At 39.4% G+C, this 10972-nt stretch carries 10 protein-coding genes; 6 read left to right on the top strand and 4 right to left on the bottom strand.

The window, feature by feature from the left end; translation table 11 throughout:
• Positions 1–23: 23 nt before the first annotated feature.
• Positions 24–2015, top strand: a complete 1992-nt coding sequence (locus tag RM529_RS14435) for a retaining alpha-galactosidase (RefSeq protein ID WP_311485468.1) — start codon at positions 24–26, stop codon at positions 2013–2015.
• 159 nt (positions 2016–2174) lie between these two features.
• Here RM529_RS14435 and RM529_RS14430 read toward each other — a convergent pair whose 3' ends face one another.
• Both RM529_RS14430 and RM529_RS14425 read right to left on the bottom strand, forming a co-directional pair.
• A complete protein-coding gene (locus RM529_RS14430; RefSeq protein ID WP_311485467.1) occupies positions 2175–2678 on the bottom strand; it encodes a cupin domain-containing protein in 504 nt (167 codons plus the stop codon).
• Between the two features lie 509 nt (positions 2679–3187).
• On the bottom strand, positions 3188–4084 hold the full coding sequence (locus RM529_RS14425) for an RraA family protein (RefSeq protein ID WP_311485466.1): 897 nt from the start codon (positions 4082–4084) through the stop codon (positions 3188–3190).
• Between the two features lie 589 nt (positions 4085–4673).
• Between RM529_RS14425 and RM529_RS18070 the strand changes: the two genes are divergently transcribed.
• From RM529_RS18070 to RM529_RS14410, 4 genes are all read left to right on the top strand, one after another.
• Positions 4674–4763 carry an SEC-C metal-binding domain-containing protein gene (locus RM529_RS18070; protein WP_349254646.1) on the top strand — a complete coding sequence of 30 codons (90 nt, stop codon included), beginning with the start codon at positions 4674–4676 and terminating at the stop codon, positions 4761–4763.
• 64 nt (positions 4764–4827) lie between these two features.
• Positions 4828–6171: an outer membrane protein assembly factor BamB family protein gene (locus tag RM529_RS14420; protein WP_311485465.1), complete on the top strand. Its 1344-nt coding sequence runs from the start codon at positions 4828–4830 to the stop codon at positions 6169–6171.
• Positions 6172–6239: 68 nt separating this feature from the next.
• Positions 6240–7028 (top strand): c-type cytochrome, encoded by a 789-nt coding sequence (locus RM529_RS14415; RefSeq protein ID WP_311485464.1) that lies wholly within the window; start codon positions 6240–6242, stop codon positions 7026–7028.
• Positions 7029–7400: 372 nt separating this feature from the next.
• Complete coding sequence (locus RM529_RS14410; protein WP_311485463.1) at positions 7401–8402, top strand: endonuclease/exonuclease/phosphatase family protein; 1002 nt, start codon at positions 7401–7403, stop codon at positions 8400–8402.
• Between the two features lie 111 nt (positions 8403–8513).
• Here RM529_RS14410 and RM529_RS14405 read toward each other — a convergent pair whose 3' ends face one another.
• Both RM529_RS14405 and RM529_RS14400 read right to left on the bottom strand, forming a co-directional pair.
• Positions 8514–8870, bottom strand: coding sequence for a response regulator transcription factor (locus RM529_RS14405; RefSeq protein ID WP_311485462.1), 357 nt, complete (start codon positions 8868–8870; stop codon positions 8514–8516).
• A gap of 273 nt (positions 8871–9143) precedes the next feature.
• A complete protein-coding gene (locus RM529_RS14400) occupies positions 9144–10433 on the bottom strand; it encodes a DUF2254 domain-containing protein (RefSeq protein ID WP_311485461.1) in 1290 nt (429 codons plus the stop codon).
• Between the two features lie 229 nt (positions 10434–10662).
• Here RM529_RS14400 and RM529_RS14395 point away from each other — a divergent pair, with 229 nt between their 5' ends.
• On the top strand, positions 10663–10890 hold the full coding sequence (locus tag RM529_RS14395) for a transposase (RefSeq protein ID WP_311485469.1): 228 nt from the start codon (positions 10663–10665) through the stop codon (positions 10888–10890).
• Positions 10891–10972: the final 82 nt, after the last annotated feature.

Genomic DNA, 10972 nt, shown 5'->3' with positions numbered 1-10972 from the left:
TGTGTCACTAAATAAATCAAGCTATGTTACGCTTTAAAAGAAGTTTGCTTTCACTCATTTTTGTTATCGCTGGCAGTAATATCCTGCTTGCTCAAAAAGATTCCGGCTTTACCTTAGAATCCCCAAATTCTGAAATACACCTGGAAGTTAAAATTGGGGAAGAGATCACCTGGTCTGTAACCAACAATTCGCAACAGGTTATCTCCCCGTCCCGCATTGCAATGACTTTGGAGCAAGGGGAAGAACTTGGTAGCAGGCCCGAAGTTCGCGATTCAGAAAAAGAGGAAATAAACACGACTATAGATGCCATCAATTATAAAAAAGATGTGATTGAAGACAATTATAATCAGCTGACTTTAAAATTTAAAAAGAATTTCGGCTTAATCTTCAGAGCTTATGATACTGGCGTTGCTTACCGCTTTACCACCAGCAGAAATAGAGATCTTACTATTGTTTCTGAAGAGGTGAATTTCAATTTTCCTGAAGATCATATGGTTTACATCCCTTACGCAAATGATCCCGCAAACGACGTTTACCAGATTTCTTTTGAAAATCGCTATGAACACATACCTTTGTCAGAAATTGTAAAGGACACCGTTGCTTTTGCCCCTGTTCTGGTTGAATTACCAAACGGAATGAAAGCAGCAATTACAGAAGCAGATCTGGAAAGTTATCCCGGAATGTTCTTAAAATCAGGTGATAAAGATTTTGCTTTAAAAGGAGAGTTCGCCGGCTATCCCCTGGAAGAGGAACAAGGCGGGCACAACGGCCTGCAATCTTTTGTGACGAAACGTGCAGATTATATTGCAAAAACTTCGGGGTCCCGCAGTTTTCCATGGCGTATCTTAATTATTAGCAATGAAGACAAAGAACTCCTGAACAACGACATGGTTTATAAGCTGGCTTCTGCCCCACGTATAGAGAATACTTCCTGGATAGAACCGGGAAAAGTTGCCTGGGACTGGTGGAACGACTGGAATATATCTGGAGTGGATTTTCCTGCCGGAATTAACACCGAAACTTACAAATATTACACCGATTTCGCTGTTGAACATGGGATTGAAAATATCCTATTAGATGAAGGCTGGGCTCCCCGTGGAGAAATCCTGAATACTATTCCCGCAATAGACCTTGACGAAATTATTGACTATGCCGGCAGCAAAGGTGTGGGTGTCTGGCTATGGTCGGGTTACCTTCCGCTGGCCCAGAATATGGATGAAGCTCTGGCAACCTATTCTGAAATGGGAGTAAAAGGGCTTAAAGTGGATTTCATGAACAGGGATGATCAAAAGATGGTGAATTTTTACTACGAACTATCCAGAAAAGCTGCAGAACATAAGCTTATGCTGGATTTTCATGGCTCCTACAAACCTACCGGCCTGCAACGAACATATCCCAATGTGGTTAATTTTGAAGGAGTGCGTGGTTTGGAGAATGTGAAATGGTCGAATACTGATTTTCCGTTGTATGACACCAGGGTGCCTTATATAAGAATGCTTGCCGGCCCAATGGATTATACTCCGGGTGCAATGAAAAATGCCAATAATGCAAATTTCAGGGCGATTAATTCTGCACCCATGAGCCAGGGAACCAGAGTACATCAGCTTGCGCTGTACGTACTTTATGAAGCTCCGTTCAATATGCTCGCCGATAATCCCACTAACTATATGGATGAACCGGAAAGCACGGAATTTATAGCTGCCGTACCCACTACTTTTGATGAGACCGTGGCCCTGGATGGTAAGGTGGGAGAATACGCAGCGATTGCCAGAAGAAAAGAAGACACATGGTATGTTGGAGCTATTACAAACTGGAATTCCCGTGATCTAGAAATTGATCTTTCCTTTTTACCGGAAGGAAATTATGAAGCTGTGATTTTTAAAGACGGAATAAATGCCAACCGGGAAGCAACAGATTATAAGCGAGAAGTGATTGACGTAAAATCTGGCGAGCAACTAAATGTCCATCTGGCAAACGGAGGTGGCTGGGCAGCCAGAATTTATCCTGCACAATAGCCCCCTGAAACTGAAATGCCCAATTCTGAAACTTCAGCAAAGCACGACAGGCTGCCAGAAAAAAAGCAGCCTGTCTTATGTTGAGCATTCTCTATGATTTTTCTTTTATCAGAATCTGTTAAGTGGTGATCCTGCCCGCTTGTTTTGTCTTCGGGGGTATTAAATATGGGACCAAATCCTGGGCAAGCCTTCATTTTTCCCCACCAAAGGATCGGCATCTGGCAATGGCACTTCAGCAATATTCTTATCGACTTTAGGCCGTTCCTCCTCTTTTCCGTAATTCATGTCATGATCCATCCCATTTGGATAAGCGCCAACAATTTTAAAGTTTTCGCTTTCCAGGTTCTTATGCCCTACACCTGCCGGAATTACAATAACATCCCCGGCTGTTACTCTCAGTTTTTCACCATTTTCGCCACCAAGATGCAGTAAAGCGCTACCGCTGTAAACCCCCAGAACTTCATGGGTATTACTGTGGTAATGGTGATAATCGTAAACGCCATTTCTCCAGGAATTTTTCCAATTATTTTCTAAAAACCTGTTCTCCAGCCATTCAGCACCAGGATTTCCTCTTTCGGAAAAAGCGTTTTTATATACTAGTAACGGAAGTCTATTATTTGGGATCTTTCCGTCGTCTTTGAAGAAGAATTTTTCTGGTTTCATAAGCTCTGTTAAGATTTGAAGTTTTTGAACAGCCACCAATTTGTTCCGATAAATTAAGAATTTTCACCCTTAAAATTCAGAGTAAAAGTGAATTTGAGGATACTTTAACAGGGAAATGACGGTACACTTCATTTTCAGGAGGTCTTTCCTGTATATTAATATAAAAAAAATCAGGTTTAATTCAGTAAAAATTGCTTCAGAATATATTTTAGATATTTTAAAACCAAATTTCCCTTCAATCTGCATGTAAACCTTTGTATATAGCCGAAAATTGCCATTTTAACAGGTACACTTCCTTCGATAGAAAATTGTAAATCTATTTTTTCCTGAAATTAACTTTATCCAGGAATGTGAACTCGAAACTACCATAAAACAAAGGAGGTTCAAATATGCCAATTATCGGTCTTCAGTTTTCCTGATAGCACCTATTCTCAAGGCAAGTTTAAAAAGAAGAGGCTGAATCATAACGAACCAGCCTCTTCATAATATATTTAATTAATTCGAAATGTTTATTTATTAGGATCTTCCGTAAGACCAAGGCTTTTAAAGAACTCGTTAGGTGCAGGACGGTTAGCAACGGTTTCATCAATTTCCCGTCCTAATTTTTCATAAAGCTCTCTTCGTCCCTCAATATCTGCAACCAATTCCTGATAAGCAATTTGCCCTACTCTTACCGCTACTCTCCTTGGTACAACAACAACCCCATCGGTATCGGCCACAACCACATCACCGGGGTAAACCAAAACTCCGCCAACAACCACCGGTGTTTGAACATCCAGCAATTCATTTCTTCCAATTCTTTCTCCCCTTCCTCTCTTGTTATAGTTCATGTATACGGGATTTCTCTGCAAAATAATTTCATCAAGGTCTCTTACGCCACCTACAGCAACCAATCCCACCATTCCTCGCTCCTGCCAGTCCAAGATATTTTTAGATCCTGTTGAACCGGCATCATTATCATCCTGATTGTCAATAACAACAATACTACCTTCCTTTATTTGCTCATTAAAAGATTCTCCTGATAATGTTGAATACCACATTCCTCTCCAATTTCTATAATCTTCGTAGTTCTCGGGTTTGGTAAGATCAGACCCTGCATTTCTTGGCCTGTTGGTTGGGGCATACCTGGCTGTTACAGCTATTCCGGAAATTCTATGCTCCATTGTTTGAACGTCCCGCCACAGCGGTGCGATTTCCGGATCCATAACTCCCACGTCCATATACCCTACGGTCACCAGCCCATCTACAACGTCATTTACTCTTGCCCCGCGATACAACTCCAGCAACACTTCATCTGAAACATCGGAGCCCTCAGAATTTTCAGGAGTGTTCTGAGCCATAAGGTTTAAACCATTAAAGCCTACTATTGCAGCGAGCAATAATAAAGTATTTTTCATTTTCTTCATTGTATTATAATTTAGTTAGTTAAATAAGAAAAACCAGCCGACTGGCTAGTCTAAACATCAGCCATTTTTGATAACAAAAATGGCTGCAGGAGGATATCCTCTGGTCCTAAATTAAATAAAAACCATCTATGTGGCAAGTTGTTTTTCTAATCTTATTTAAGCTACCCCTGTACCAATCTTGTCGTATTTATCAACGTAACATCCTGATATTCGCAATCTAAGCGTAAATATTTCTAGCAGGAAAGGATACTTTGGAACACCCTAAATGCAAAAAAGCCTCTTCCCAATTTAATGGAAAAAAGCTTCTCATTGGCATATACCGATCGAATCGGTATCTTACCACTTCACCCCTTATCGGGATAAACAACACAACTTTAAAAAGACTTTATTTCAAAGCTTTTATAATTTCAGGATAGAGGAAATTCAAAACAATCTCCCTCACCTATTTATATTTAAACCTTCAATAATCTGTTTACTTAACAAGTAAACACAAATATACAATTGCTGTTTTTACTAAACAAAAAATTTAATTTAATGACTTCTGAATTTGTAAACCGGATACAATGAGGAAATCTTAAACCGTGCGTTAATGGAAGATGATTTTGATTCAGCCATTATAAAACCTAAAAAGATTGGGCGTAATGACCCCTGCCTCTGCGGAAGCGGAAAAAAAATATAAGAAGTGTTGCATGTAGAAATTATCTGTTACTTTACAAGCTTAAACTTTTATAATTCGCATAACTATGCCGGGTAAATTAGAATTTACAATACTTTCTTCCCTGAAATTGCTTTCAAAAACCTTTTACCTGGGTGTTTTTCTTACCACAATCTTAACGGCCTGTAATTCTGAAGAGGAAACAGGAAAAAGGACATTTACGGGTGCCGGCAGCGACTGGGCACATTATCAGGGTGGCCCCGGGCGTAACCAATATTCAACTTTAACACAAATAAATTCCTCAAACGTCCACCAGCTTGAACTGGCGTGGCAGTTTCATACCAAAGACACCGGACAGGTGCAGACCAATCCGCTTATCATTAATGGAGTGGTATTTGGCATGACCGCCACCACTCAACCTTTTGCCATAGATGCGGCCACTGGAGCGCTTATCTGGAGAAAAGAATCTGAAGGAATGGACAGTTTTAGCACCAGCCGCGGACTTTCTTATTGGGAAGATGGTAACGACAAAAGAATCCTGTACACCAGTGGCTCCTGGCTATATGCGGTAGAGGCTGCCACCGGAGAACCCATAAAAGATTTTGGCAATGACGGACGTGTAAGCTTAAAAACCGGTTTAGGAAAAAAATCCCAGGATAGAATGGTAATTTCAAATACACCAGGCACCATATATAAAGATATTATTGTAATGCCTTTAAGGGTTTCTGAAGGTACCGATGCAGCCCTTGGCCTAATCCAGGCTTTTAATATAAGAACAGGTGAACTGGAGTGGGTATTTAATACGATTCCCGGACCGGGAGAATTTGGACATGACACCTGGCCTCCAGATGTTCGTAAAAATACACTGATAGGTGGCGCCAACAACTGGGCAGGAATGTCGGTAGACCTTAACCGAGGTATTATTTATGCCCCCACAGGATCGGCTGCCTTTGATTTTTACGGCGGAAACCGTCAGGGGGAGAACCTTTTTGCCAATAGCCTTTTAGCTCTTAATGCGGAAACAGGAGAACGTATCTGGCATTTCCAATTTGTACACCACGATATTCTGGACCGGGATCTTCCTGCACCTCCAAACCTGCTTACGGTAACCCACAACGGAGAAAGAATTGACGCAGTGGCACAGGTGACCAAACAGGGTTTTGTTTTTGTCTTTGACAGGGTAACCGGAGAACCTTTGTTTCCCATTGAAGAACGGCCGGTCCCAGCTTCAGATATTCCCAGGGAAGTAGCCTGGCCCACTCAGCCGTTTCCTACCAAATCCGGACCTTTTGCAAGACAAACTTTTACTGAAGAAGATATTAGTCCGTTTGCTTCTAACCGGGAAGAACTGATTGAGAGTCTAAAAAACAGCCGCTCTGAAGGACCTTTCACTCCGCTAAGTAAACGCGGAACGATAATTTATCCAGGCTAGACGGAGGTGCCGAATGGGGAGGAGCCGCAGCCGATCCCGAAGGTATTCTCTATGTGAACAGCAACGAAATGGCATGGCGTATTTCCCTGAATCCTACGGTTACTGAAGAGGAGCTGGCAGAGCAGTCTTTTGGAGAGCGGATGTATACTATTAATTGTGCTATGTGCCACGGCACAGACCGTGCGGGTAGTCCATCCAGTGGATTCCCTTCCCTGATGAACATTGAATCGCGGAGAGATAAAAAACGAATAAGGAACATTATTGAGCACGGGCAGGGAATGATGCCTGCTTTCAATAAATTTTCTGAAGAAGAACTGGATGCTCTTATAGCTTATGTGAACGAAGAGGAGATTGCAGAAAAAATGTCCAGGGAGCCGGGAATGGGCAGGTCTAAAGAAAATGACCAGATCCCTTACCAGATTTCAGGATACAACAAGTTTTTGGATGCCGATGGTTATCCAGCTGTACGGCCACCATGGGGCACCCTAAATGCAATTAACCTAAACACCGGTGAGTACCTATGGCAGGTAACCTATGGGGAATATGAGGAATTAACGAAGAAAGGAATTCCGCAAACAGGAGCCGAAAGTTACGGTGGCCCCATAGTTACAGCCAGCGGACTATTATTTATTGCAGGTACCAAAGACGCGAAGTTCCGGGCCTACAATAAAAAAACCGGGGAATTGCTTTGGGAGACAGAGCTTCCGTCAGCAGCCTTTTCCACTCCCAGCACCTACGAGGTAAATGGGCGGCAATATATCGTACTGGCTTGCGGAGGCACCAAGTTAGGAGCTCCGGGAGGAGACAGTTACGTTGCCTTTGCCTTACCGGAAGATCTTATTCCGGTGGGAAAGTAAACAGGAGTAAAATCCATTTGCTTCTAACATTCACTTATTTTTTTACCTATTTGAAGTAGCGCTATCTGCAATTTTTAAAAAGAACCTGTCAAATAATAAAGAAATCTTATGAAAAGTAAAAATTCATTTTCAGCTTTTTTAAGTTTGAAGTGTATGTTTTTTAACTGAAATTTTATTTAAATTAAACACTTGTTTTTATCCTTTAGATATTCATTAAATCTGTAAAAAATATATTACTCAAGCATCGTATTTCAATTGTCTTTCTTTTTCAGGATTGTATTATGATGATATTTGCCATTTTTTGCACATGATGCCCGGCTGTGTTTCAAATATCTTTTTCAGCAGATAACGACTGATAACCCAACTTTAAATATGTTTTATCTCCGAAAAATTTTCTACTATTGCATCGTTGCTGTTTCTGTAATAGTAATTGTTGTTAGTCTTCTTTCCCTTGTTCACAACCTTTCATTATGGTATTCCAAAATACTTGATTTTCCAAGGCTTCAGTATTTAATCGCAGGGTTAGCACTATTTGTTCTTTTCTTGCTCCTGAATAGAAAATGGAACTTATTTTCTGTTCTGTTGGGCGTAGGTTTAGTCGCTGCAATAGCTATACATTCCATAAAAGTTTTTCCTTATTTCTTTGGAGAAAAAGCAGTACCTGATGCTCACGACCAACCGGAAGGGTCTTCAGAAATAAAAATTGTAATTGCAAATGTTTTGATTACCAATACCACTTATGATGAATTTTTAAAAATTATTCAGGAAAAAAATCCTGATATTGTTTTAGCAATGGAGGTGAATGAGGAATGGGTGCAAAACCTTCAGGGATTAAAAGAAGATTATGCGCATCGAATAGAATATCCTTTGGACAATGCCTATGGAATGGCTATGTATTCCAAATTCCCTCTGGAAAACCAGGAAATTAAGTTTCTAAACCAGGATGATGTTCCCTCCTTCCATACCAGAATTTCTTTACCAAATGGAGAACATTTTATGTTTCATGGTGTACATCCTGTTGCCCCTGTTCCCAGCAGCAAATACCCAGATAACATCGGAGAAGAGGAAATAGCCCTGATTAAAGTTGGTGACCTCGTGGCAAAAGATGCTCTTCCCTCTATTGTTGCCGGAGATTACAACGATGTTTCCTGGTCTCTTACTTCCCGGTTATTTGAAGAAAGCGGAGACCTTAGAAATGTGAGAATTGGAAGAGGTCTATTCAGTACTTTTGACTCGAATTCTGTAATAATGAGATGGCCACTGGACCATTATTTTGTTACAGAAGAATTCTTTCTGGCAGATATAGAGCGGTTGTCAAAATTCGGTTCAGATCATTTTCCACTTTACGTAAAATTGATTTTATTGAAGGAATAAAGCTTTGAACTGCTCTGGATTTGCAAAGAGACTGGAACAAAAAGCGAAAAATTTTCCTTAAAAAATAGATTTCAAAAAATTTAATCTGCCTGCCCTACTTTGTAACAACTATTAAATTGAAGAAATTTTCTCAATGGAATCGTAGAGTTCTTCCACATCAAAAGGCTTGGCTAGAAACGAATTGGCACCAGATCCCTTTACAATTGAGGGATTGGCGTGTGCAGACATGAGTAGCACAGGAATATTCTTAGTCTCTTTAACATTTTTAATGTTCCTGCAAAGGTCGACACCATTGCCATCTGGCAACATAATATCCATCAGGATAAGATCTGGAAGTTCTTGATTAATCGTGTTTTTAAAAGAAGTAGCAGTGGGGAATGCTTTTACTTTATAGTCTTTTTCGATTAATAAAAAACCAATTAGTTCCCTTAAACTGTAATCATCCTCAACTAAAAAAATCTTTTTCATCGTATTCAAAAGTAAAGCAGAAGGGGATGGGAAAACTTTAATACTTTGTTAAAATAAAACTAAGAAATAATAAAAATGGTGAATTCGCTAAGGGATAAAATAACCTGCCGCGCCAACTATAAAGATGTTTCAAGCCTCACGAATGTCTTTAGCGGTAAAGCGTAAAAGTTGAGTCTCGTATTTGCAATCACAAAACTCTGCTCCCAATAATAAACTGCGGCATAAACAGAACATGAAAATTCATAAAAATAGCTCCCTTTAAGAAATTAGCATCTAAATTTTTATAGCGAGTTTTTCTGCAAGAAAACTTAAAGTTTCTAAATCTGCTTCATTGCTCATAGCTGCCCTGGCATCTATCAGAAGTCTTTTAGCCTCCTCTTTAAGAATATCATGGTAATAAGGATTAGCGACCTTCTGTACCTTAAGAGACAGGAACATTTGCCCTAGTTTCTGAACAACCACAATATCTGCACTACAGTATCTCCTTAAAGGGGCATTAATCTGATACAGCAATTCTTTAAACGTAGCAATTCTCAATTTGATAAAGTTTTGCTCTGAATCTGAAATAAAACTTTCATCTGCCTTTAACATTCGAAGCCTTAGAAGTTCAGAGAGATAATCAATAGAATTTAAGGCTGTTCCAGGATCATTTATACCGGGGGACATGGCCTTTATAATAACTTCATTAATTTGCTTAAAGGCTAAGAGGTAATTAGTGCTTACCAACTCTTTTCGGGACAAATGGAAATTAGAAAGGAGATTTTGTACCGCTTTATCACTAAGGCGCTCTTTGGAACGAAATACCGGTATTCCCTTTAAGACAAAAGTTCCTTTAACAGGAAGAATTTCTAATAAAGTATCATTTTCTTTGCAAAACGAAAGAAGGTTCTTTCGGGAAAGATCCTGAAAATAACCACTTTTATCTGTGCTATATTCAAACCAATTGTTAGTATCAGGAAAACTCCATTGCATCGATTCTTCCTGCTTGAGTATAACTTGAATTCTTTCCCTGGCCTCCAGGAAAATTTTTTCAAGAATATTGGTGATTTGAATAGTTTCAGAAATGTTATGAATAAAATATATAAAGGCATATATAGAGACGACAGTAAGAAGTATCCCCAGAAGAACCGCAAATCCCGGAACCTGGTATTTGTCACCGGTTGGCTGTATTGAAAATAGAATAAAAATACAGTACAAAATACTGGAAATGTAAATCCCGAGAATAATTTGATGGCGATAATCAGAAATCAGCCCGGGAAGTAGTCTTGGCGAATAGTCACTTGCAGCCTGGTTTAGAAGCACCATCACCATGGAAAAACTAAAGACCATCATTGAAATTAGCCCTGTAATACATGCACTTAAGATCGTCAAGGCTGTATCTCCGCTGTTTACGACCAATAGTGGAGCATGCTTTACAAGGTATTTTGAAACCCCGATTTGCTCAAGATACATCATGAGAAAAGCAAACAAGACTCCCGAAAGAGCGAAAAGTGTAGGATAAAAAGCTATTTTACTTCTGATGGAGCGATAAAAGTAAAGGATGTTTGTTGAGAAAGAAGTCATAGCTTAATTGTGAATTTTTTAATTTTTGAAGTTAAGCAAATAGAAAGACATAGAACCTAAGGAAAAATGCATCAGATAAAATTTTTATCTCCACCCCCGGATTTTTTTGGCTAATCCGGAATTTTTAGGGATCAATCTCAAAAGTTGTGCATGAATTGAAATTATATTTTGATTTTTGTGGATTCTCTGGAACAAATGGAAAGAAGAATCAAAGCCAGCGTAGCAAACCATATCCGGCTTTAACCTCTCGCAAAGACTCCGGAATATATTCAACAAAGCAAAATCAGTAGAAGAAGCCTACACAAAACTTGCCCACTGGTATAAAGATGTGGAAGAAACAGGATTTAAAGCCTTTAATACAGTCGCAAACAGCATTAGTCTGAACTATAGATCAATCTTTAATTACTTCAAAAAATGTAGAATTCTTCCTCTTCAGATCACTAGAATTTTTGCCTAATCCATAATATTTACTCTTGATCCACGATAATTGTCATTTTCAAGGCATCTTCTTAGAATCCTGAAAAATATTTCTTGACTTC

Origin of the sequence: Autumnicola edwardsiae, assembly GCF_031846505.1 — a bacterium.
Classification (GTDB): domain Bacteria; phylum Bacteroidota; class Bacteroidia; order Flavobacteriales; family Flavobacteriaceae; genus Autumnicola; species Autumnicola edwardsiae.
This window is presented reverse-complemented; position numbering and strand designations above follow the sequence as displayed.

Excerpts from the sequence above, each read along its gene's own strand:
- RM529_RS14420 (WP_311485465.1), top strand. The coding sequence starts at position 4,828 with ATGCCGGGTAAATTAGAATTTACAATACTTTCTTCCCTGAAATTGCTT.
- RM529_RS14410 (WP_311485463.1), top strand. The coding sequence starts at position 7,401 with ATGTTTTATCTCCGAAAAATTTTCTACTATTGCATCGTTGCTGTTTCT.
- RM529_RS14425 (WP_311485466.1), bottom strand. The coding sequence starts at position 4,084 with ATGAAGAAAATGAAAAATACTTTATTATTGCTCGCTGCAATAGTAGGC.
- RM529_RS14400 (WP_311485461.1), bottom strand. The coding sequence starts at position 10,433 with ATGACTTCTTTCTCAACAAACATCCTTTACTTTTATCGCTCCATCAGA.
- RM529_RS14415 (WP_311485464.1), top strand. The coding sequence starts at position 6,240 with ATGGCATGGCGTATTTCCCTGAATCCTACGGTTACTGAAGAGGAGCTG.
- RM529_RS18070 (WP_349254646.1), top strand. The coding sequence starts at position 4,674 with ATGGAAGATGATTTTGATTCAGCCATTATAAAACCTAAAAAGATTGGG.
- RM529_RS14405 (WP_311485462.1), bottom strand. The coding sequence starts at position 8,870 with ATGAAAAAGATTTTTTTAGTTGAGGATGATTACAGTTTAAGGGAACTA.
- RM529_RS14430 (WP_311485467.1), bottom strand. The coding sequence starts at position 2,678 with ATGAAACCAGAAAAATTCTTCTTCAAAGACGACGGAAAGATCCCAAAT.
- RM529_RS14435 (WP_311485468.1), top strand. The coding sequence starts at position 24 with ATGTTACGCTTTAAAAGAAGTTTGCTTTCACTCATTTTTGTTATCGCT.